At 61.6% G+C, this 21,514-nt stretch carries 20 protein-coding genes and 1 pseudogene; 5 read left to right on the forward strand and 16 right to left on the reverse strand.

Annotated elements, in window-relative coordinates:
• Positions 1 to 40: 40 nt before the first annotated feature.
• From QX034_RS07855 to QX034_RS07875, 5 genes are all read right to left on the reverse strand, one after another.
• Positions 41 to 1,489: an aldehyde dehydrogenase gene (locus tag QX034_RS07855; protein ID WP_316195161.1), complete on the reverse strand. Its 1,449-nt coding sequence runs from the start codon at positions 1,487 to 1,489 to the stop codon at positions 41 to 43.
• A 29-nt stretch (positions 1,490 to 1,518) separates the two neighbouring features.
• Complete coding sequence (locus QX034_RS07860; RefSeq protein ID WP_316195163.1) at positions 1,519 to 2,673, reverse strand: MFS transporter; 1,155 nt, start codon at positions 2,671 to 2,673, stop codon at positions 1,519 to 1,521.
• 115 nt (positions 2,674 to 2,788) lie between these two features.
• A complete protein-coding gene (locus tag QX034_RS07865) occupies positions 2,789 to 4,498 on the reverse strand; it encodes an FAD-dependent oxidoreductase (protein WP_316195165.1) in 1,710 nt (569 codons plus the stop codon).
• Positions 4,499 to 4,544: 46 nt separating this feature from the next.
• Positions 4,545 to 5,012, reverse strand: a complete 468-nt coding sequence (locus tag QX034_RS07870) for a MarR family winged helix-turn-helix transcriptional regulator (protein ID WP_316195166.1) — start codon at positions 5,010 to 5,012, stop codon at positions 4,545 to 4,547.
• 332 nt (positions 5,013 to 5,344) lie between these two features.
• Complete coding sequence (locus QX034_RS07875) at positions 5,345 to 5,581, reverse strand: multiprotein-bridging factor 1 family protein (RefSeq protein WP_172110469.1); 237 nt, start codon at positions 5,579 to 5,581, stop codon at positions 5,345 to 5,347.
• Positions 5,582 to 5,760: 179 nt separating this feature from the next.
• On the opposite strand from QX034_RS07875, the gene QX034_RS07880 reads away from it, so the two are divergent.
• Complete coding sequence (locus QX034_RS07880; protein WP_316195168.1) at positions 5,761 to 6,246, forward strand: hypothetical protein; 486 nt, start codon at positions 5,761 to 5,763, stop codon at positions 6,244 to 6,246.
• A 54-nt stretch (positions 6,247 to 6,300) separates the two neighbouring features.
• Complete coding sequence (locus QX034_RS07885) at positions 6,301 to 6,480, forward strand: hypothetical protein (RefSeq protein ID WP_316195169.1); 180 nt, start codon at positions 6,301 to 6,303, stop codon at positions 6,478 to 6,480.
• Between the two features lie 284 nt (positions 6,481 to 6,764).
• Here the strand turns inward: QX034_RS07885 and QX034_RS07890 are convergent, their stop codons facing one another.
• The 8 genes from QX034_RS07890 to QX034_RS07925 all read right to left on the reverse strand — a co-directional run bounded on the left by QX034_RS07890 (position 6,765) and on the right by QX034_RS07925 (position 15,953).
• Positions 6,765 to 8,033 (reverse strand): D-amino acid dehydrogenase, encoded by a 1,269-nt coding sequence (locus tag QX034_RS07890; RefSeq protein ID WP_316195171.1) that lies wholly within the window; start codon positions 8,031 to 8,033, stop codon positions 6,765 to 6,767.
• A gap of 59 nt (positions 8,034 to 8,092) precedes the next feature.
• Positions 8,093 to 9,202 carry an asparaginase gene (locus tag QX034_RS07895; protein ID WP_316195172.1) on the reverse strand — a complete coding sequence of 370 codons (1,110 nt, stop codon included), beginning with the start codon at positions 9,200 to 9,202 and terminating at the stop codon, positions 8,093 to 8,095.
• Positions 9,129 to 10,301: an aminotransferase class V-fold PLP-dependent enzyme gene (locus QX034_RS07900; RefSeq protein ID WP_316195173.1), complete on the reverse strand. Its 1,173-nt coding sequence runs from the start codon at positions 10,299 to 10,301 to the stop codon at positions 9,129 to 9,131. The genes QX034_RS07895 and QX034_RS07900 overlap by 74 nt, the downstream gene beginning before the upstream one ends.
• An 88-nt stretch (positions 10,302 to 10,389) precedes the next feature.
• Positions 10,390 to 11,598 carry a hypothetical protein gene (gene glyA / locus QX034_RS07905; RefSeq protein ID WP_316195174.1) on the reverse strand — a complete coding sequence of 403 codons (1,209 nt, stop codon included), beginning with the start codon at positions 11,596 to 11,598 and terminating at the stop codon, positions 10,390 to 10,392.
• A gap of 159 nt (positions 11,599 to 11,757) precedes the next feature.
• Positions 11,758 to 12,552 carry an amino acid ABC transporter ATP-binding protein gene (locus tag QX034_RS07910; protein ID WP_316195175.1) on the reverse strand — a complete coding sequence of 265 codons (795 nt, stop codon included), beginning with the start codon at positions 12,550 to 12,552 and terminating at the stop codon, positions 11,758 to 11,760.
• A complete protein-coding gene (locus tag QX034_RS07915; RefSeq protein ID WP_316195177.1) occupies positions 12,549 to 13,682 on the reverse strand; it encodes an amino acid ABC transporter permease in 1,134 nt (377 codons plus the stop codon). Before QX034_RS07915 ends, QX034_RS07910 begins: the two co-directional genes overlap by 4 nt.
• Positions 13,679 to 14,872, reverse strand: coding sequence for an ABC transporter permease subunit (locus QX034_RS07920; RefSeq protein WP_316195178.1), 1,194 nt, complete (start codon positions 14,870 to 14,872; stop codon positions 13,679 to 13,681). Before QX034_RS07920 ends, QX034_RS07915 begins: the two co-directional genes overlap by 4 nt.
• 52 nt (positions 14,873 to 14,924) lie before the next feature.
• Complete coding sequence (locus QX034_RS07925; RefSeq protein ID WP_316195180.1) at positions 14,925 to 15,953, reverse strand: transporter substrate-binding domain-containing protein; 1,029 nt, start codon at positions 15,951 to 15,953, stop codon at positions 14,925 to 14,927.
• Positions 15,954 to 16,264: 311 nt separating this feature from the next.
• On the opposite strand from QX034_RS07925, the gene QX034_RS07930 reads away from it, so the two are divergent.
• From QX034_RS07930 to QX034_RS07940, 3 genes and pseudogenes are all read left to right on the forward strand, one after another.
• Positions 16,265 to 17,173 carry a LysR family transcriptional regulator gene (locus tag QX034_RS07930; RefSeq protein WP_316195182.1) on the forward strand — a complete coding sequence of 303 codons (909 nt, stop codon included), beginning with the start codon at positions 16,265 to 16,267 and terminating at the stop codon, positions 17,171 to 17,173.
• Positions 17,174 to 17,612: 439 nt separating this feature from the next.
• A pseudogene (locus tag QX034_RS07935) lies at positions 17,613 to 17,807 on the forward strand (transposase); the annotation flags it as partial.
• 414 nt (positions 17,808 to 18,221) lie between these two features.
• Positions 18,222 to 19,172 carry a LysR family transcriptional regulator gene (locus QX034_RS07940; RefSeq protein WP_316195185.1) on the forward strand — a complete coding sequence of 317 codons (951 nt, stop codon included), beginning with the start codon at positions 18,222 to 18,224 and terminating at the stop codon, positions 19,170 to 19,172.
• Here the strand turns inward: QX034_RS07940 and QX034_RS07945 are convergent.
• From QX034_RS07945 to trbG, 3 genes are read right to left on the reverse strand one after another with little or no spacing between them, the layout of a single operon-like run.
• Positions 19,148 to 19,387 (reverse strand): DUF2274 domain-containing protein, encoded by a 240-nt coding sequence (locus QX034_RS07945; RefSeq protein WP_316195186.1) that lies wholly within the window; start codon positions 19,385 to 19,387, stop codon positions 19,148 to 19,150. The genes QX034_RS07940 and QX034_RS07945 overlap by 25 nt on opposite strands.
• Positions 19,388 to 19,401: 14 nt before the next feature.
• Positions 19,402 to 20,580, reverse strand: a complete 1,179-nt coding sequence (locus QX034_RS07950) for a TrbI/VirB10 family protein (protein ID WP_316195188.1) — start codon at positions 20,578 to 20,580, stop codon at positions 19,402 to 19,404.
• Positions 20,577 to 21,509, reverse strand: a complete 933-nt coding sequence (trbG, locus tag QX034_RS07955) for a P-type conjugative transfer protein TrbG (RefSeq protein WP_316195190.1) — start codon at positions 21,507 to 21,509, stop codon at positions 20,577 to 20,579. The genes QX034_RS07950 and trbG overlap by 4 nt, the downstream gene beginning before the upstream one ends.
• Positions 21,510 to 21,514 lie beyond the last annotated feature (5 nt).

The following is a 21,514-nucleotide window of genomic DNA, read 5'->3' on the forward strand; positions in this document are numbered from 1 at the left end:
GGGTTGATTTCCTGGCATGCTTCGCCGTGTCGTGACGCGATCAGAAGGGATAGTGCTGCGCCTGGGTCTCGATGGTGATCCAGCGCAGATCGGTGAACTCGGCGATCCCGGCCTGGCCGCCGAAGCGGCCGTAGCCAGATCCCTTCACGCCGCCGAATGGCATCTGGGCCTCGTCATGCACGGTCGGTCCGTTGACGTGGCAAATGCCGCTTTCGATGCGCTGCGCCACAGTCAATGCCCGCGCGACGTCGCGGCCGAAGACGGCCGCCGAGAGGCCATACTCGGTGTCGTTGGCAAGACGCACCGCATCATCCACGCCGCGCGCGCGGATCACCGAGACGACGGGACCGAAACTCTCCTCGGTGTAGATGCGCATGCCCGGGACGACGCGGTCGAGCACGGTCGCCGGCACGACCGTTCCGGCCCGCTCTCCGCCCGCAAGCTTGACGGCGCCCTTGCCGATGGCGTCATCGATCAGCGCAACGACGTGCCTGGCCGGCGCCTCGTCGATCATCGAGCCGATGACCACCGGACCGGAGCGCGGGTCGCCGGCCGGAAGCGCGCTGGCCTTCTTTGCGAGCTTTTCGACAAAGGACGCGGCCACCGCCTCGTCGACGATCACGCGCTCCGTCGACATGCAGACCTGGCCCTGGTTGATGAAGGCCCCGAACGCCGCGGCGGCGACCGCGGCATCGAGATCGGCATCATCGAGCACGACCAGGGGCGCCTTGCCGCCGAGCTCGAGCAGCACCGGCTTGAGGTGGCGGCCGGCGAGTTCGGCGATGACGCGGCCGACCCGGGTCGAGCCGGTGAAGTTGATCCGCCGCACCGCCGGATTGGCGATGAGACGTTCCACCACCGCCGGCGCATCGGCCGGCGCGTTGGTCAATACATTGACGACGCCGGGCGGAAAGCCTGCGTCCCTGAACACCTCTCCGATCAGCCGGTCCGTTCCCGGACAGATCTCGGACGCCTTGAGCACCACCGTGTTGCCGCGGGCGAGCGGCGTCGCCACGGCGCGCACGCCGAGAATGATCGGCGCATTCCACGGCGCGATGCCGAGGCACACGCCGGCCGGCTGACGGACGGCCATCGCGAGACATCCCGGCTTGTCGGACGGGATCACTTCGCCCGCGACCTGCGTCGTCAGCGACGCCGCCTCACGCAGCATGCCGGTTGCGAGCTTGACGTTGAAGGCCGACCAGACCTCGGTGGTGCCGATCTCGGCCATCTTGTTCCGGATGAAGGCATCGCGCTTGGCCTCGAGCGCATCGGCGGCCTTCAGGAGCAGACCGCGCCGTTCGTTCGGCCCGAGCGCCGACCACGCGGCAAGCGCGGCGGACGCCGCCGCCACCACAGCGTCGGCGTCGGAAACCGTCGCAGCGGCCGCGCGGCTCGCGACCTCCTGCGAGAGCGGATTGCGCCGCTCGAACACCTTGCCGGTCGAACCGACCTGGTCCTGCCCGTTGATGAGAAGATTGACGTCCATGATAACATCCCTGATGTTTGTGGCTGGGCTCAGCCAAGCAGCCGCGATTTGCTGGTTTCGTGCGCGAAGCCGAGCGCGATCATCGCCGCCAGCGCGAGCGCGACGTAATATGCTGCGATCGCGTAGGTGGAGCCCGTCTGCGCGAACAGGCTGGTGGCGACGAGCGGGGCGATACCGCCCCCGAGCACCGTGCCGAGCTGCTTTCCGATCGACACGCCGGTGAAGCGGATGCGGGTCGGAAACAGTTCCGGGAAGTAACTCCCCTCGGTGCCGAACATCAGCGGATGGATCACGCCCGCGGCCAATATCACCGCAGCGGTCACCAGCAAGGCGTCACGGCTCGCGATCGCACCGTAGAACGCAAACATCGAGATGGCTGCGAGCACAACGCCGGCCAGGAACAGCCGCTTGCGGCCGATCCGGTCAGACCAGGCGCCGATCAGCGGCATGGTCACGAGCCCGACGAGATTGGCGAACAGCACGGCTTGCGTGATCACGTCCTTCGGAACGCCGAGCTGGCGCGTTGCAAACGAGATGGTGAAGATGGCCGTCAGGTAGAAATAGGAGGTCTGCGCCATCTCGGCGAAGAACACGATGAGGATCGCCCGCCAATGCTCCTTCACCGCCTCGACGACAGGGGCGGATTCAACCGCCTTCGCCTCACGGAAGGTTGCGCTCTCCTCGATGTGCAGGCGCATGTAGACGCCAAGCGCGACGAGCACCGCGCTGATCAGGAACGGAACGCGCCAGCCCCATGACAGCAGATCCGCCTCCGGCAGCCGCGAGATCGCGAGCGCGGCGAACGAGGCCAGCACGACGCCGACGGGGCCCGCGGCCTGGATCACCGCGGCAGAGAAGCCGCGCCGGTGGCCGGGCGCCGTCTCGATGGCCATGAGGATCGCCGCGGTCGATTCGCCGCCGAGCGCAAAGCCCTGGAGAAAACGCAGCACGACGAGCGCGATCGTCGCGGCCACGCCTGCACTGGCGTAGGTCGGCAGCAATCCGATCGACATGGTCGCAAGGCCCATCATGAGCAGCGTGCACAGCAGGACGGATTTGCGGCCCAGGCGATCACCGAAATGTCCGAACACGATCCCGCCGAGCGGACGCGCCAGAAATCCGACGGCGAACGTCGCGAACACGGCGATGGTCGCGGTAATCTGATTGAACTTCGGGAAGAACAACTTCCTCGAATGCTCCTGTCGTCACGTTTTCCTCCTCCGTTGTCGTTGTTTGTTGTTCTTGTGTTTGTTGTTCTTGCCCGTGCGGCCACGGATTGGATGTGGCCGCGGAAAGAGATCAGCTTGCCAGCCGTGCACCGTCGCTCGCGCCGTGCCCGAGCGCGTGGGCGAGAACGCGTCCGATCGTCCCGGCCTGTGCTGCGCTGCCCCGCCAGGCCACGATCTGGTCTGGACGGATCAGGGCGAGGTCCGCCTCGTAGAGATCGCGCAGCGACTTCGGCAGCGTGACCAGTTTGACGTCGACGCCGAGCATGCGGACAGCATCCGTAACCGCAGCATGGGCCGACACGACGTCACCGAACTGGAGCAGCGTCCACTCGAATCCGAACAGGTCGTACAAGGACACGCCGTCCTCCAGCCACGCATGCGGTGCACGGCCGCCGGGACAGGCGCTCGGAACGTAGACGTTTGCGGCATCCGGCGGCGGCTGGCTGCCATCGGAGACGATGATCGGCGAGCCGTCGTAACGTCCGCCGAAGGTGACGCCGGGAATGTTGAACTCGGCACGGGCGTGCCGCTCGAGATAGACGCCGGCGGTCCGCCGCGCCTCGCCGCCCGCGTCCGTGGCGTCCTCGATCTCCGGCGCAGGCGCGAACAGGCCCAGGGAGTCGGCGAAGCGGCGCGCATAATCGGTGTTGCGAAGCGCCACCGGACGCCGCTCGGTCTCATAGCTGTCGAGCAGCCCGGCCGGGCTCACGCCCTTGACGACGCTCGCGAGCTTCCAGCCGAGATTGACCGCATCCTCGATCGCGGTGTTGTAGCCGAGACCTCCGGTCGGCGTGAACAGATGCGCCGCATCGCCGCCAAGGAACACCCTGCCCCGTTGCATGGCAGTCGCGACCAGCGCGTGGCCGGCGGTCCAGGTCAGGAACGACAGCACTTCGCAATCGATCGGCGCGCCGCAGGCGCGCTGGAACGCCGCCTTGGCCTCGTTGGCCGTGATCGCGCTCTCGTCTTCGCCGGGCCGGAGCTGCGTGTGGAACGCGAATTCGTCGCGCCCGTTCACGGAGGCCATGAAGGCGCGGCGATCACCGTTGAAGCAATTGTACATCCACGCCTTGGCGTGCGGGACGCTGGCGTAGAACTCCGGCGAACGGAGATAGACGGCCAGCATGCGGCCGCCCATGAAATCGCGCTGTGTCCCGGTCTCGCCGCCATAGGCGATGCCGAGCGACTGCCGCACCATCGAGCGCGGCCCGTCGGCGCCGACCAGGAAATCGGCCCGAACCCGCATGCGGCTGTTATCATCGAGACATTCGATCTCGCCGACAATGCTGTCGTCGCTTTCGACGTAGCTGACGAGCCGGTGGCCGTAATTGAGCTTTATTCCAGGGAGCCGTTCGGCGTGGCGGCGCAGCACCGCCTCCACATATTTCTGCGAGACGCGATGCGGCAGCTCCGCGGCACTCCAGGAGCCGGACAGACCCTTGACGAGCTCACTCGCGCGTGACGACGACGGCAATGCAAACCGCGCCAACTCATAACCGGTGTAGCGGGTGAAATACGCGACGTCGGTCGGATAGTCGGCGGGCAGGCCTTCGCGCCTGATCTCGTCGGCAAAGCCCAGCCGGCGATAATGCTCCATCGAGCGCGCCTGCGTTGCATTGGCTTGCGGATTGAAGGCGGTGCCCGGCTTTTCATCGACCAGCAACGCGGACACGCCGCGGCGGCCGAGTTCGTTGGCCAGCATCAGCCCGCAAGGGCCCCCGCCCACGATAAGCACCGCGGCCGTCAGACGTGTTTCCAAGACGCTTCTCCCTACCAGCATTATCTTGCATGGTAAGGTCGCCTGACGATATCGTCAAGTAACCTGACTATTCGACGTCGTCGAGCGTGTCGAACTGCGCGCCATAGACGGCCAGTCCTTTCAGGATCGCATCCATCGCGGCCTTGCCGAGCTCGGCACGCATCTCCTGCTCGGCGATGTCGACGGCATCGCGGAACGAGTCGAGCCATTTGCGTCCGGCCGGCGTGAACATGACGATGCGCGCGCGCCGGTCGGTCGGATCGGCGATGCGGTCCACCAATCCGAGCTCGGCGCATTGATCGACCAGTTCGCCCATCGCCTGCTTGCTCATCGACGCGCGGCGGGCGAGCTCCGTGAGCCGCGTCCCCTCCACATCGAGATTGCGGGTGAGACTGACGTGGGCGATGCGCGTCTTGTCATGCCCCCGCTCGCTCATCAATTCGAGTACGCGGCCTTCGAAGCGCCGCACCGCGTTGTTGAGCAGGCGGCCGACATTGGCATGCCGCCACGCCGTCCCGGATGTCCTGGATTTCAATGGATATGCCTTCTAGGTCCGAATGCCGGGACTGTATGACCTATTTCAGCGTATGCATCCAGATCCGCCCTCCCCGAATGTTCGGCTACTCTCCGAAGGCGAAGGCCACACGTTCGAACCGTGTCGGGTGCGCCAGCCAATAGATAGCTCTCTCGGAAGCCGGGCTGAGCCCGGAGCACGTCCCCTAGCTACTCCAGAGTTGCGTTCAGCGCGAAAGGCGCCATCGCCCGGTTGCGTTTGGTCGTTAGAAGCCAATTGATTTGCTTGAGTAGCGAACCTGGGTTCCTGACGCCGTCGATCGAGGCAAGTGCGGCGCGTAGATTTCGGGCTGGTTAGGCCTTGGGGCTCTTGAGCCTCACGCCCTCGCCTTTTTGGTCCGCATCGAGAAATTCTATGCCGGCTTTGACCAAAGCTTCCTGAACGGCCTGCACTGTACTTATCCGCGAATCCACAACACCGCCCTCAAGCCTTGCAACGGCGTTCAGGGACACGATCGCCTTGTCCGCGAGTTGCTGCTGGGACCAGCCAAGCAACGCCCTAGCAGCCCGAATTTGTCGAGAGGTGATCATGAGATCACCATCGACCCCTCAGCAAAAGCGCCACTATAAGGTTATAAATGCACCTCTTAAGGGTATTATATACCCGTATAGGAATGAAATCTCATGTGGATAGCTGTGAGATGTTCGAACTGAGCCGACCGCGCAATTTCCGGGTGCATATGTTGCCGTCCATTGAGGATGCCTGAGCAATGAAGACCCCATCGTCTCAACCGTCTTACAAGACTCAGACCAAAGTCGGTTCTCACTCTGGCCGCTGCGATGGCGACAATCCTAACAAGGCTTCTAGACGCTCAACTTCAGACCTCGCCAACATACGGTTCAAGGCAACCGATGACGATTTAGGCTTGATCGTGTTGGGCAGGCAATTCGAAGAGGCTATTGCCAAGATACAAGCGTTAGACGATCCGGCATCACCAGACCATCTCGAACGAATTGAAACCATGCTCGCTAGTCTAGCGCCCATTGAGCAGGCCATTATGGCCACACCGGCACGAACTATAGCCGGTCTGGGCGTAAAAGCTCGTCATGCAGCCTACGTCAATTCTGAACACTGGAATGCGCCGATTGACGAGATCGACTGGGATGCTCAGGCCGTTCGCTCCTTGATTGATGCGGTGTGCGACGTGGCCTCCATACCATTCTCCTTGGGGTCGAACTCCGAGGAAGAAAAATAGTCGGGCCGTCCAGATCTTTCTGCCGTTCAAATTTCGATGGAAGGAATGGAGCGAATGAGCATCGTGTCGATCATGGCCGCGATCCTAGAAGAGGAGTTACGAGAACATGGTATCCGCGGACTAACCCAACGCGACCTTGAAACGATCGTCCACAGCATGATCGAGCGCACCGCCGAACTCGAAACACACATCCAGCAGCGTCATCTGGGATTACGCCTGGATGATCAGAACTGAGGGACCGTTAATGTGTTGCGGACCGCTTTCGAGCCGTGGAGGAGAGAGAGTGTCCGCAAATCGGCACAGAATATCTGTTTTTGAATAGTTAGATTAGTTGCGCTTTGGCAGTTCCACGGAGCTACTCCCAAGCCAATTGGCGGACTGGGCGGAAGCAGCCGGACGACCGGAGCCATGCCAGAATGGAGGTTGCGAGGCCGATAGTCGCAATACGCTCGGCTCGGGCGACGAGAAGGATGGTGGTCATTTGAGGAAAATGACGAAACAATTGGCTCATCAACCTCTCACAATCGCGGGTTCGCATTCCCTGGCAAACTCATACCATCAAGCGGAAGCGCAGGGGGACGGCGCGCGGCGAGGTCGGCTATGATTTGTGCTGAACCCATGGCGAGGGTGAAGCCCAAGGCGCCTTGCCCGACATTCAGCAGCAGATTGGAGAGCGGGGTCGGCCCGAGTATCGGCAAGCCGGTCGGGGTGGCAGGCCGCAGCCCGCTCCAAGGTTCGATCTGAAGATAGTCGGAGATGGCGGGGAAGGCGTGCCGCGCCTCCCGCACTAAAAGCGACAGCCGAGACGGATCAATCGCATCGTCCCAACCGACCAGGTCGGCCATGCCAGCGATGCGCAGGCGCTCGCCTAAACGCGCGTAAACAACCTTGCGGGCGCTATCCGTTACACTTATCCGGGGTGCCGCCTGGGGGTTCTGGATCGGTACCGTCAGGCTGTAGCCTTTCAGCGGATAGATCGGCAGGCGGATGCCGACCGACGCCGCCAGTGCAGGACTGCCACTGCCAAGCGCCAGTACATAGGTATCGGCCTCCAGTACGCCGGTATCGGTCTCGACGCCCAACACCCGATTATCCGCAGCCATCAGCCGCTCCACGCGGCGACCATAGAGAAAGCTCACCTTGGCCGCCTCTCTGAGCCGCTTCTCGAGTGCGGCACAGAACAGACGGCAATCGCCGGCCTGATCGCTGGGCGTGAAGATGCCGCCGACCAGACGATACCTGATGGCCGCCAGGGCCGGCTCTACCTCCAGGCAGGCTTCAGCGTCGAGCACCGATTGCTCGCAGCCAAACTGCCGCTGAAACTCCATCTGGCGCTGCGCAGCGTCCAGGCTGGCGACACTTGAATAGACCACGAGCTTGCCAGTTCGACTGTGGTCGAACGCCAGCGGCGCGATTTCTTGCAGCGCGTCCAATTTATCCCGGCTGTACATCGCCAATCGCAACAGCCGTTCTGTGCCGGTCCTGCTCTGCGCGCCGGTACAAGCGGCAAGAAAACGCAGGCACCAGAGCCATTGCCGTGGGTCCGGTTGCAACTGGAAGCGCAAGGGCGCGTCGCGCCGCACGAGCCACCCTGGGAGGTCGCGAAGTGCGGACGGCCCTGCTAGCGGCGCCACGTAGCTGTAACTGAGTTGACCTCCATTGGCGAAGCTGGCGCTGAGACCCGGTCCACGAGCGCTATCGACGACGGTCACCCGGTGTCCGTCGCTGGCCAAGCAGTACGCGGTGGTCAGGCCGGTGACCCCAGCCCCGAGGACGATGATATGCATCTTGGTATCCGTGATCGTCGCCGTGCTTACGAGACGATGCGTGATTTTGGATTGCCGCGTCAGTAGGAACGGAACATCCTGCCGATCTCGACGATATCGGCGGTTCGCGTCAGGGCGAGTGAAAGCAGGATGCGCGCCTTCAGCGGCGTCAGATCGTCCGCGCTCACGAATCCGGACTCGACGAGCTCCGTAGTCCGCGGAACGCGACCACTTCCCGCGCGCGACGACTGAACGACGATCGTGCCTGACGCAGCGGCTTCGCGCAGAACGGCAGCCTCTAAAGCATTGGGCGAGCCGGGCGCAAAGCCCGCAGATACGATCCCCTTGGCTCCGGCGGCGAGCGCAGCCCGCGCCAGGACATCGTCGCCGCCGGCATAGGCATAGAGAATGTCCACCCGAGGCAACGCATCGAGCGTTCCGATTTTGAATTCGGTATCGGGCGCATGACGGCGTGTAGGCTTTCTATAGAATACGATCGTGTCTGGATCGGCCTGCCCAAGCAGCCCATGGACCGGGGATTGGAAGGCATGAACGCGCAAGGTCGAACCTTTCGTCACGTCCCTCGCTGAATGAATTTCATCATTCAGGAGAACCAGGACACCCAGCCCCCGCGCCTCGGGGCAGGCAGCCACGCGGATCGCATTGCGCAGATTGAGTGCGGCATCACTCGACAGGCCGTTCCAGGGCCGCTGAGCACCGACCAAGACCACTGCGACATCGACCTTGAGCGTCAAATGCAGGAAGAACGCGGTCTCCTCGAGAGTAGCCGTACCATGCAAAATAACGATACCAGACACTTCGGAGTTGCGCCTGACGATCTCATCGCAAAGCAAGCCCAGTTCGCGCCAATCCAGGAAATCCATGCGCGTGCTCGACTTCGATGGAAGCGGCACGGGGTAGCATTCCGGATCGTCCTTGGCACGAGGACAACAAGTCAGCATCTCGGCTACATCGAGCATCGTAGCATTAGCGTCGTAATCACAGAGATCGAAGACATCACGCCCGATCGCACTGATCGTTCCCCCCGTGCCGATGACAGCAACGCGGTCTCTCTTCATACGCAGGCTCCTATATGAGCGGCGACGTCCTGCAGACCTATCGTACCACCGACGCGGCCTTAGCCGACGTTCCGACTCGCTGCGCCACAATGGCAGCGAAGCGATCGACATCCTCGAATGTATTGAACAGGCCGAACGACACGCGAATGCCATCGCGCTCTGGCGAAACCCGCACCTGTTGGCTGGCCAAATAGTCGAGCCAAGTGTCGGCCGGCAAGTCCAGGACGTAGATGTGAGGAGCGCGGTCGGCGCGGGCGCGTGGCCCAACCAAGCGGATGCGTTGCTCGTCGAGCCGTTCGATCAAGCGGTCACCGAGGTCATACATGTGGGCCTCGATGGCGTCGACGCCAATACCTTCTATGATATCAAGCGACGCATCGAGAGCATGGATATCGGGAAGATTGAGGTTGCCGATCTCGAACCGTCCAGCCCCGTGCTTCAGAGCCATATTGTCTAGCCGCGCGATGTAATCGCCGGGCGGATGTGCCAGACTGGACATGGCGAGATAGGCAGGCTGCAACTCGTCCAGACCTTCATTGCAATAAAGGATGCCGAGACCCTGAGGCACCAGCAGCCCTTTGTGACAGCCTGATCCGACGATACTCGCCTGGATCGCTTTCACGTCGAGCCGCAACGCACCAGTCGATTGCATGGCGTCGACGACGAAGTACAAACGCCGCTGCGTGCAGAATGTCCCTATCGAGGCCAAATCGAAGCGATGCCCCGCGTGAAAGGTGACATGTGAGAGCGAAATCGCGCGAGTTCGGTCATCGATATGAGGCGCAAACATGTCTGCGCGTGCCGTTTCGCCGGTCATCGGAACGAAACGCACCTCGATGCCTTTGCGTCGAAGGTTGAGAAAAGCATAGGCGTTGTTGGGATGGTCGCCTTCGACGAGAAGCACATTGTCTCCCGCCGCCAGCGGTAGGGCGTTCGCGGCGATGTTCATGCCCTCGGAGGTATTCTTGGTGAACGCGATCTCCGCCGGCGCGGCGTTGAGGAACTTCGCCACCCGGGCACGAACCTGCTCAACCCGGTCGAGCCAAACGGGCTTGGGGCCCGCCATTTCGCTGCCTTCCCGGTAAAACTCGAGCAGGGCCTCGCGAACGCTGCTGGCGAGAGGCGCTTGATGCGCGGAATCCAGATAGAGAAAACGGTCGGTGACGGGGAACTGACGGCGGACCGCGGCAACGTCGTAATGGCGGCTCATGAGTGCTCCTGGTGTCTTTGTCGAGCAGCGGCCGACGATTGGAGACGCCCGGGGGTACCCGGGCGCTCGCGCCGACCGCGGCTTGGCATCAATCGACAAACGACGGAATGGGATGGGCGCTGGCCAGGTCTTTCAGTCTGCGAAGTCGTTCCTGATCCATGGCAGCGGCCGGGCCGGCGCGCAGAATCCCCGCGACCTCGCGGCCAAGCTTAGTTGCTTCCGCTGTATCGAAGCCGCGGATCGTCAACCCGATGCTGCCAAATCGAAAAGCAGTCAGCGGTTCGCCGGCCTCGCCCGGCGCACGCATCGCGTTGCCGATGACCCCGTAGGCGCCGAGCCCAGTGATCAAGTCCGGCTGGGTCCAGCTTTCGCCGGTGTAAGCCATGATCATGTGTGAGTCCGTGCCGCCGGTGTAGAGCTCGATTCCGCCTTCCTTCAGGCCCGCCGCGAAGGCCTTTGCATTTGCGACGACTTTGCGCATCAACTGCGCGAAAGCCGGACGGGTAATCATCTCCATCTGCACGGCCCGCGCGGCGATCATGTTCGAGGCGGCCGGGCCCTGCAGCCCGGGGTAGACCGCTGCGTCGATGGCTGCGCCGAAACGCTCCCTGGCGAAGACAAAGGCCCCGTTGCGCGGTCCGCACAACGTCTTCTGCGTCGAGGTCGTGGACACGTCGGAGAACGGAACGGGATTGGCATGAAGGCCGGCCGCGATCAGCCCGGCAACATGGGCGATATCGGTGAAGAGGAGCGCGCCGACCTCGTCAGCGATCGTCTTCAATCCAGCGAAATCGATCTCGCGCGGATACGAAGACGGGCCGGCGAGCAGGACGTGCGGCTTGAGCTTACGCGCGAGATCGCGGGCCTGATCCAGATCCACCGCACCAGTGCGCGTGACGCCGAAGGAGACGACTTCGCGGTTGGCGCCCGTGATATGACGCATCGCGCCGTGGCTGACATGACCGCCGGCGAGTTCGTCGAAAGTAAGCAGTCGCGCGCCCTCAGCGGGCAGGATCGCGCGCAGGACGGCAACGTTGGCGATGGTCGACGACAGCGCCTGCACGTTGACGTATTCGGCTCCGAAGATCGCCTTCGCCCGGTCGATGGCGAGAGTCTCGATCGCGTCGAGCTCTTCGCAATTGGCGACACTGCGACGGCCCGGCAGGCCCATCGGCGCGCGGTTCACGAGGTGAGTACCTTCGATCTGCCGCAAGCCCAGTGGGGCGTACGAAGCGGAAGCGATCATGTTGAGGGACAGCGTCTCCCGCTTGCGGTCCTGGTTGATCAGCGCGACCACGTCGGCACCGATCTGATGGGCGTCTGCCCCGAATATCTCTTGCCAGTTGACGTCAGTTGAATGGGCCTGAGCCGTGCCCGCCGAAAGTGACATGTGTCGTCCTCTTTTCCAGGTGATCAGAGCTCTGCGTCCGTTGGACGAGAGCGTCGATTGTGCTTGTCAGTGACGGAGCACGCGCGAAAGGAAGGTTCGCGTTCGTTCATGGGTCGGCCGGTCGAAGATCTCCGCTGGCGTGCCGATTTCGAGAATGCGGCCGTGATCGATGTAGACGACGCGGTCGGCGACCTCTCGGGCGAAACCCATCTCGTGAGTCACGATCATCATGGTCATGCCTTCGCGCGCGAGCTCGCGCATGACGTCAAGCACCTCCCCGACCATCTCGGGGTCGAGCGCCGAGGTGGGCTCGTCGAACAGCATGATATGCGGCTCCATGGCCAGCGACCGGGCGATCGCGACGCGCTGTTGCTGACCGCCGGAAAGCTGGCTTGGAAATTTGTGGGCGTGGTCACGCAGCCCGACCCTTTCGAGCAGGCGCAACGCGGCCGCTCTAGCTTCCTCGGGCTTGCGGCCACGAACACGGATCGGCGCGATTGCGACGTTGTCCGTCGCGCTCATATGCGGGAAGAGATTGAACTGCTGGAACACCATGCCGACGCCCTTGCGAATTCTGGCCAGTTCCTTCTCGCCGCCGATCGCGCGATCGGCTTCCGTCGGCATGTTGAAGCCGTCGACGGTCAGGCGCCCGCTCTGGTAAGCTTCGAGACCATTGACACAGCGGATCAAGGTCGACTTCCCCGAGCCGCTGGCGCCGATGATGACGACCACCTCACCGCGTCCGACGTCGAGATCGACATCTTTCAAGACATGGAACGGGCCGAAGGACTTGTTGAGGCGGACGATGTTGACGATGACTTCACGTGAAGTCGCGGCTGCTGGAATCTGGATGGCGTTCATCGTGATCCCCTTGCGAGATGGGCTTCAAGTCGGCGCGACGCGAAGGTGATCGCCCCGCCGATGGCGAGATAGACTGCGAACAAAAAGACATAGATCTCGTAGGTTCGACCGCTGTTTTGCGGATCGGCGAGGACCATTTGCCCGGCGCGCAGGAAGTCGGTCAGGCCGATGATGAAGACCAGGGTCGCGCCATTGAAGATGTCGAGAATCTGTCCGACCAGCGATGGGACGACAACGCGTAGCGCCTGCGGGAGGACGATCTCGACATTGAGCGTCCAGGTATTCATTGCCAACGAGCGTGCCGCCTCGATCTGGCCTCTGGGGACGGCCTGCAGTCCACTGCGGACGTATTCAGCGACATAGGCCGCGAAGAAGAGCGCAAACCCCGCCATGCCGCGCAGCAGGCTCGGAACGGGCGTCCCTGGAGCCAGCAGCGGCACGATGATCCAGACCCAGTAGACGACCAGGATCAGCGGCACCGACCGCATCGTCTCGATATAGGCGGTCGCGATCACGCGCAGGCTCACGATGCGGCTCTGCCGGCCAAGCGCGAGCAATATCCCGAAGGGCAGGGTCAGGATCGAGACGGCGATCGTTACGACGATGCTGAGCAGAAGACCACCCCAGACCTCGAAGCCCGGCGGCGAGAGAACGACGAAGATGGCGACCACGCCGGCGAGCAATGCTGATAGGACGATCCGTTGGTCCAGGGCCGAATGATGCACGCCAGTCCATGCGGCGATGCCGAGCAGAGCGCCGGCGCCGGCGAGCATGCCGGAAGGCATGTCGATGACCGCGGAGAGGATCGCGGCCATCAAGATTATGGCCGGTACGGCGACAACCAAGGCGGCTCTTCCGGGACGCAGCGATAGGCCGAGGCCCGCACCGAACATCGCGCAGAGCGTCGCGACGGAGAACCATGCCCGCCACAATTGATCGGCGGGATAGATACCGGTCATCAGCACTTTGAGGCTGCCAGTCACGACCTCCCAATGCGCCTCAATCAGCACCCAGTGCGCAAGGGCATACGCCGCCCAGGCCAATGCCGGGATGCTGACGAGCGACAACGCGGCATCGAACGGCTTGGCAAAGAGATTGCGGTGCAGCCACTGCAGCATGACGGCGATCATCGCGGCCCCCGTCCGTTCACACGCGCATTGGCGGCGTTCACGCCGGCGCTGATGATCCAGCTCAAAGCGAGGTAGGTCAGCATCACGATCACGACGCCTTCGAGGTTTCGTCCGGTTTGGTTCGAGACGGTGCCGTAAACGTTGAACAAGTCTGGAAAACCGATCGCGATTCCGAGCGAAGTATCCTTCGTCAGGCTGATGTACCGGTTGGCAAGCGACGGCAGAACGATCCGGAAGACCTGGGGGAGGATGATGTCGCGAAGCGTGTGGGAACGCGACAATCCGAGTGAGGCGGATGCCTCCCACTGCCCCTTCGGCAGGGACTCGATCGCACCGCGGACGATCTCGGCGACATAGGCGGAGCTGTTGACGACGATCGCGAGGAGGAGCGCAGTCATTTCCGGCGAGATGACGAAGCCTCCGCGGGCGCCAAACCTGGTCGCGACCGGCGTATCGAGGCCGATGGGGAAGCCAACCAGGGCCGTTGCGATCAGGGCCAAGATCGTCAACGCCAGAAGGATCAGCCGGGGTCGCGTGCCTCGCAGGAAAAGGCAGCCGACGACTGATGCCAGGGCGGAGGCGAGCAACGCCCAGGAGGCCAATCCGACGCTCTCGGAGATGACGAGGCCGGGCAAGAATATGCCCCCGCGACTGACAAGCAGGCCGCCGAACCAGTTGGCGGCCGCATTGGCCGGAGGAAAATGCAAGACGACCGCGAAGTACCAGAATACGATCTGGATCAGCAGCGGCGTGTCGCGGATGACCTCGACGAGTCCGAAGCAGAGGTTGCGCACCAGCCAGTTCGTCGACAATCGGCCGATCCCGACCAGCGTACCGAAGATGGTGCAGAGGACGATCGCCGAAAGCGCAACCTTCAATGAGTTCCACAGGCCCGCCAGGAGAGCCTGCAGGTTGCTGTGTGAGGAAGAGAAGGGCTCAAGAACCGGCCAGCCGCCGGCGAACGAGGGGACGAGCCCCTCGCTGAGGCTGAAATTCGCGACGTTGCCGAGATAGCCGAACGAGAACTGGATGCCCTTGTGCGCGAGCGCCGCCCGTACGGCGTGGCCCAGCCAGACCACGAGTCCGGCCGCCAAGACGACGATCGCAGCCTGCAACAACCACCTGGACACGACGAGCAGGCGGCGACGTGCCGGCGGGATGCTATGGTATTCGGCGATCTGGTCGGTCACGACGGCCTCTTGAGATCGAGCGAACCTGTCGATTCGCTTTTGACCATCCGGCTTAATTCCACGGAGGCGAATATTCGGCACCGCCCTTGGTCCACATCGCGTTGGGAGTGCCTGCCCGATCGATGAAATAAGGCGTCTTGGGCCCGAGATTGCGGTCGTAGATCTCGCCGTAATTGCCGACGGACTTGATCATGTTGGCGACGAAATCGTCGGAGACGCCGAAGTCCTTGCCGAAGCCATCCTTCACACCAAGGAATTTCTGAACAAAGGCGCTGTCGTCCTTCAGCCTGTCGGCAAGATTGGCCGATGTGATGTCCCACTCTTCCGCCTGGAACAGGGCAAAGGTCGCCCATCGCAGGACGTTGCGCCATTTGGAATCGTTGGCAACGACGAAGCCGGCGAAAGGTGACTTGTTGAGCGTCTCGGGCAAGATCGTGTAGTCGTCGGGCTTGGCGGAGTTGCCGCGCCAGGCCGCAAGGGCGGATTTGTCTGTCGACATCGCGTTGCAGCGATCGCTCTGCAGCGCACCGAAGAGCTTCTCGAGATTTTCGAAAGTCAGCACTTTGGTTGTCTTGAAGCCGCGCTGGCGGATGAAGGCAGCAAGCGTGGCTTCGGTCCCGGATCCTTGCGTCGTACAGATCGTCGCACCGTCCAGCTCTGCGACAGATTTCACGCCGGCCGCCGACTTCACCATCATCCCGGTGCCGTCGTAGAAATTGATCGGCAGGAAATCGATACCGATTGCGGATTCCCGTACCGGCTTGACCGTCGTGTGCGCAAACACCACGTCGACTTGACCGGTCTGCAGGGCATTGAAGCGGCTCTTGTCGGTGACGACGACGAAGTTGACCTTGCCGGCGTCGCCGAGAACAGCGGCGGCCATGGCCCGGCAGAAATCGGCATCGAGCCCTTCGATCTTGCCGGTCTTCGTGTTGAGATAGCCGAAGCCAGGGGCCGTGTTGTCGGTCCCGCAATTCAGCACACCGCGCTGCTTGACGCTGTCGAGGACAGTCGCGGATGCCCCGGACGCCCACAGTGATGCTGCGGCGAGCGCGGCGAGGAGAATTTTCGAACCAGCCATCTTGAGAACCCCTCTCTGTTTGTCGTTGTCGCTACTCCACCGTGCCGGTGCGGACGAACTCGTCGTTCCCTCCGAACGGATCGCAAAGCCACGTTGGCAGCATCGCATTGCGCCTCGCGTCGTCCTCGACACGCCTTCCAAGAGAGCTTCAGCCGGGCTCGAAAAGTGTTTCCTCCGAGTTTGCGAAAGGCCGAACAGCTCACAGGACCAACGCTACAATTGCCGAATAATGCTGGTCTACTTAATTAAATTTGGGCTATACGTTAGAAAATATGCATGATGCCCTTCTGGGCAATTGTTGAGGCTTCCTCATGGATTTCGCCCGGCTTCGCACGCTTCGTGAGCTTTCGCTGCGAAAAACAATGGCAGCGGTGGCCGAAGCCTTGCTGATTTCCCCGTCAGCCGTGTCGCAGCAGATCGCGCAGCTTGAGGACGAGACGGGAATTGAATTGGTTGAGCGCCGCGGCCGCGGCGTGCGGCTTACGCCGGCGGGACAGCGGCTCGTCGACCACGCCGGACGGGTGATCGGCATTCTGGAGGAAGCCAAGACCGACCTCGCGGAGCTGAAGAAGACTGTCGCCGGCGAACTGCGAGTCTCGGCATTTCCTTCTGTCGCTGCCTCTCTCATTCCGCCGGCGATTCGGGCGCTGTCGGCCCGCTTCCCGGATCTCGTGGCAATATTCGAGGAGATGGAGCCGGATGACAGCCTGGCCGCGCTACGCGCCTGGCAGGCGGATGTCGTAATCGTCGACGATCTGACCGCATCGGCAGGCCTTTCGGAGACGCAGGTCGAGATGCAGCATCTGTTGGACGACCACCTGTACGTTCTGCTGCCGCCCGACCATCCGCTGGCCGAGCGTCCGCATCTCACGTTGCCGGAGTTAGCGACCGAACGATGGGTTTTGGATACGACATCGGCGACTTATTCGGCAGTCATCGTCCGTGCGTGTCGCGACGCCGGATACGATCCGATCATCAATGGCCGCTGCCATAGCTTCGAGGTCGTCCGGGCGATGGTCGAGGCGGGTTGCTCGATTTCAATCAACCCCGGGCTGCGCGGGCGCGACTATATCGGCGCTTTGCGCCTCAAGGAAATCCGGCCAATCATCACACGGCGGATATTCGTCGCGTTTCGCACCGGTGAAAGGCGCAATCCAGCGGTCGCTGAATTTGTCAATGAGCTACGCAACGTGGTGACGTCGATGACGGCTCCTCGATGAGGGATCAGATAACTTGCGGTCTGGAGTTCACCCCTTCCGGCGAACCACAGCGCTAGAGTGAACCAAGGCGCCGTTTCTGGAGTCCGCAAGTCAACCGTGATGCAAAGGCGCTATTCGAGGAATTCCGCAACGAGCTTCGCACGCGAAATGAACCGCTGCGAATGGAAGTTTTAGCCCACCTTAAGACTGCAGCCTCTGAGCTGAAAAGGATTGAGCGAGAATTCGACAGCCTACTCAACGAAATCCTAGGGGGTGGCCCGGCTGAAAGTATCAACGTCGACATGGTCCAGCTTGATTGTTGAAAGGCAATCTAAGGAGGTAGCTAGCCGAGATCCTGGCGCCCCTACTCCATCCCGCGATTGCAACGTTCTACCGCGAACGAGTGAACGCTCCTCGCGAGACGTTTCAGGATGATACCGAGACCCGACGCAAGGCCACCAGCCAGCGAGTAGTCCAACGTTCCGTCAGCCGACGCATCTATGGCCAGCGCAATCTCGTTGAGCGGTTCTTCTGCAAGCTTAAGCATTTCAGGCGCATCGCTACCCGCTTCGATAAGCTCGCGCGCAACTTCCTCGCCGCGATAGCTCTCGCCTCAGCACGCCTCTGGACAAGAGTTTATGAATCCACGCCCTAATCCGGCTCCGTTCGATCGCCTGACGGAGCAGGTAGGCCAGGTTACCCAATGTTCGATGATGATTCCACTTCTACATCGCCGATCCAGCGGAATCCCTCGGTTAGTCCCCCTGTGATCTGTCGCACGACATGCCTAGCGCTAAACGAATCGACCCCAATGACTGGGCGATCCGTGAAGGTCGCATTTGAGCGATCTCACAGAGCCGTTTCTGCTTGACTGCGCAAACTTGAAAGCGGTCTGCGGACGCTGAAATTTACTTACGATTAAGATTTTGGTATCTAATTACCATGACAAGCATTATAGTCATACCAGAGTTTTCAGTTCTCCGACTTGCGCCTACGGCGCACCGGGCGGCAATCGCGAAAACTCATGGTGCAATTGTTTCGGTTTCACTACGCACCGACGTGATTTTTTATGCCCTATTCCAATGTTAGGCCGCACAGCAGCAGCGAACTTTCGGGCATTGACCTTCGGCAGCTTAGACATGCGGTGTTAGCGGCGGATTACGGCAGCATCCGGCAAGCTGCGGAAGCATTGCTGATGAAGCAATCCACTATTAGCCGCTCCATTCGTCAACTCGAAGACAGGCTCGGGGTAGCGGTGTTTGCTCGAACGAGCGGCGGCGTTCAAGTCACCGATGCGGGACACCAATTTCTCCGCATGGCGCGATCCGTGCTTGATCAGATGGATATGATCGTAGCGGTGACCAAAGCAAATGGACGGGGTGAATCTGGGCGACTCACAGTCGGATTCTGCACGTCACTGACGACTGGCAACCTTCGTGCGACGTTGCTCGAATTTCGGAAGAGATTTCCGCATGTGCGCCTTGGCACCATCGAACGATCGAGAGCGCGGCTTGTGACCGCGCTTCGCAATGGAGCCATCGACATTCACATTGTAACAGGTGACGCACCATCCTTTTACAGCAAGGTGTTGCCACTTTGGAGTGAGCGCATCCTGGTCGTCCTGTCGGAGGATCATACCCTTGCTGCGCAGGATGTCGTCTACTGGACGGACCTGCAAGACCAAACGATCTTGCTAAGTCAGTATGATCCGGGCCGTGAGTTGGAGGGACTTTTGACCACAAAGCTTACGTCAACAGGCGATCGCCTGCGGATCGAACGGCACGACGTCAGCCGTGGCGTCATCAAGAGCCTGGTCTCCATGGGGCTCGGCTTAAGTCTTGTGCTCGAATCCGACATCGGCGCCAATTTCTCCGGGTTAACATATCGAGAGGTCCGGGATGGAGCTGGACCAAGCCGCCTGGAGTTCGCCGCAGCATGGAGGGAGGATAACCAAAGTCCTCCGCTAAGGGATTTCGTCAAGCTATTGGCTGAACGCTATCCAACATCCTTTCCTTTCTGAAGCTGCTTTCTTCTGGCTCGCGCGAACGCCCGATCAGTTGCCATGAACCGTGTCAGCATGGGCACGATCAGCGACGTCGGTTCGACCGACTTTCCGCTTTCGAGCTTGAGAATTTCGGCATAGGCGATCAGATCGCGATGAGTACTGGCTGGCATCCTGACCGTCAGACTGACCGGCCTGTCCTCTTCAATCGCCACGATCTTGAGCTTAGTCATTTGTATCGTTCGCTTCATGGTTCAATCACCAGGTCACGATTGACGATAACTCGTATCGGGAAACCCGGTCTGATTGTCAGAGTTGGTTGAATATTGAGATTCCTTCGAACAACTTGTTGTCCAGTCTGGTTCAAGGAATTCGCCCCGCTCAGGCGGAGCGCTTGAATAATGTCGGTGTTGCTGCCACTATCCGCACCAGAGCCAAGCTCTGCTCCGACGCCAAGAGTGGTTGACAGCAGCGCTGCCTTGAACAGCTCTGCCCAATGGTTATCGACCTCATCCTCGAGACCGGAAGATCCGCCTGCATCCGCGCCCTGTTGCCGTTCCAGCACGATCGAGCGACCGTCCGGCATGATCAGACGCGTCCACACCAATAGCACCCGCGACTGGCCAAATGCGACCTGGCTATCATAGACGCCGATGAGCCTCGCGCCCTGCGGGATAAGTTTTGCACGGCCGGAAGGAGTATCATAGACCGCCTCTGTCACCTGTGCAGTGATTTGGCCGGGGAGATCAGAGCGAATCCCGGTAAGGAGCGCCGCCGGAATGATGGTCCCCGCTTGCACGACATACGGAGATGCAGGACGTGAAAGTCTATCGGGCGCTGTGGTCCGCCGATCGACGGGAGCATTGACGAACAGCAGTTTGCGATCCTGCCCGTTCTGCGTGAGGGTTTCGTCGGAGGATGATGCCGTGGCGTTGGTGGCGGCTTCCTGAGATGCGGCATGCGGCGACATCGTCGGCGCGATTGTCGATGCAAATACTTTGCTGGTCCGAGCCGCCTCGGTTTCCTGGTTGGCACGTTGTTGCTCAGCATCAAGGCCGATTGCTGACAGCGCCGTTACGCTGGCGCGGCCCGTGTCGTTCGGCAATGGCGGTACAGGTCGGGTGGCCTCGTGGGAAACGGTGCCATAGTCCTGCGGCAACCTCGTCAGACCGTCTGCAACGTTGTGATGATCTATGCTGTAGAGTTCCTCCGGTGCAGGATTGTGCGGCCGGTTGCCCAAGGCCCATAGCACCGCGCCAGCGATGAGCAACAAAGCCAGCGCGCTGCCGCTGGCAAGAACTTTGCGGGAGAGCCGCGTGATCTTTGGGAACTCTGCACCCAGTCGTACGGCCTTCGTGTGATCGGTCGATGACGATCTTGGTCCGGATGCCCGACCGACGGTCTCGCTTGAGCCATTGTCCGTCACGATCGGCTCCCGTCGTTCCTTACAATTCGGACTATCTGCTGCTTCTCTCCGCCGAGGCGCAGTTCGGCCGCGGCGAACAGACGGTCGGCAATCAAGATATTTTTGTAGACGCGATAGTTGACGAGCTCAGGTTTACCGTCCTGGCCGACGACGAACAGCGGCGGCATTTCACCCTGTGCGATCCCGGGTGAGAATTCGATATAGATCTTTCGGCCATCATCATACGCGTTGACTGGCCGCCAGGGCGGGCTGTCGCCCTCAATGACGTAGCGGTAGCGGCGCTGCTCCATCTCCGGGATGAACGGGGTCAACGGCAAAGTCTTGAAGCGACCGGGCCTATCTTCCGGGTAAAACCAGGCGACCGACGGCATGTATGGCTTTTCGCGGGAGCGCAGCTCAATAAGGTAAGTCCGTCGGTCGGTATTGACGACGAGATTGGTCTCGATGGCAGTCCGCGTCGGCTTGACCATGATGTGGACGCGCCTGGTATCTCCGTTGCCACTCTCGGTATCACCGACGATCCAGCGCACGGTGTCACCGGCCGCAAGTGGTCCAGAACCGGTCAGTTGCTCGCCCGGCTCGAGCGCGATATCGGTAATCTGGCCCGGCGAGGCATAGATTTGATAGAGCGCACCGGGGCTGTAAGGAAACACCTGGACGGCGTTGAAGTACCCTCCCCGCCGCGGCTCGACCCGCGCGGCATCATTGGCCGTCGCGATCCGCTCCGCTGGCTCGTTCGCTTCTTTGTTCCCCATCTTGCCGCCGCGGGTTGGTGTCCAGGGCGGTGGGACGTGCAGGGGACGCGCATGTTCGCCAGCCGGCATTGGTAGATCAGGAGATGGTGGTACATTGTCGTCATAACTGATCTCCGGGGGCTTAAACGTCGTGCAGCCGGAAAGCGCGGCCGTTACGAGAACGGCGAGGCCCATGGGAG

Origin of the sequence: Bradyrhizobium sp. SZCCHNR3119, assembly GCF_032487775.1 — a bacterium.
Taxonomy (GTDB): Bacteria; Pseudomonadota; Alphaproteobacteria; order Rhizobiales; family Xanthobacteraceae; genus Bradyrhizobium.

Excerpts from the sequence above, each read along its gene's own strand:
- QX034_RS07865 (WP_316195165.1), bottom strand. The coding sequence starts at position 4,498 with ATGCTGGTAGGGAGAAGCGTCTTGGAAACACGTCTGACGGCCGCGGTG.
- QX034_RS07895 (WP_316195172.1), bottom strand. The coding sequence starts at position 9,202 with ATGTCGATCGCTTCGCTGCCATTGTGGCGCAGCGAGTCGGAACGTCGG.
- QX034_RS07940 (WP_316195185.1), top strand. The coding sequence starts at position 18,222 with ATGCCCTATTCCAATGTTAGGCCGCACAGCAGCAGCGAACTTTCGGGC.
- QX034_RS07915 (WP_316195177.1), bottom strand. The coding sequence starts at position 13,682 with ATGATCGCCGTCATGCTGCAGTGGCTGCACCGCAATCTCTTTGCCAAG.
- QX034_RS07910 (WP_316195175.1), bottom strand. The coding sequence starts at position 12,552 with ATGAACGCCATCCAGATTCCAGCAGCCGCGACTTCACGTGAAGTCATC.
- QX034_RS07900 (WP_316195173.1), bottom strand. The coding sequence starts at position 10,301 with ATGAGCCGCCATTACGACGTTGCCGCGGTCCGCCGTCAGTTCCCCGTC.
- QX034_RS07945 (WP_316195186.1), bottom strand. The coding sequence starts at position 19,387 with ATGACTAAGCTCAAGATCGTGGCGATTGAAGAGGACAGGCCGGTCAGT.
- QX034_RS07875 (WP_172110469.1), bottom strand. The coding sequence starts at position 5,581 with ATGATCACCTCTCGACAAATTCGGGCTGCTAGGGCGTTGCTTGGCTGG.
- QX034_RS07925 (WP_316195180.1), bottom strand. The coding sequence starts at position 15,953 with ATGGCTGGTTCGAAAATTCTCCTCGCCGCGCTCGCCGCAGCATCACTG.
- QX034_RS07885 (WP_316195169.1), top strand. The coding sequence starts at position 6,301 with ATGAGCATCGTGTCGATCATGGCCGCGATCCTAGAAGAGGAGTTACGA.
- trbG (WP_316195190.1), bottom strand. The coding sequence starts at position 21,509 with ATGGGCCTCGCCGTTCTCGTAACGGCCGCGCTTTCCGGCTGCACGACG.
- QX034_RS07890 (WP_316195171.1), bottom strand. The coding sequence starts at position 8,033 with ATGCATATCATCGTCCTCGGGGCTGGGGTCACCGGCCTGACCACCGCG.
- QX034_RS07855 (WP_316195161.1), bottom strand. The coding sequence starts at position 1,489 with ATGGACGTCAATCTTCTCATCAACGGGCAGGACCAGGTCGGTTCGACC.
- QX034_RS07930 (WP_316195182.1), top strand. The coding sequence starts at position 16,265 with ATGGATTTCGCCCGGCTTCGCACGCTTCGTGAGCTTTCGCTGCGAAAA.
- QX034_RS07880 (WP_316195168.1), top strand. The coding sequence starts at position 5,761 with ATGAAGACCCCATCGTCTCAACCGTCTTACAAGACTCAGACCAAAGTC.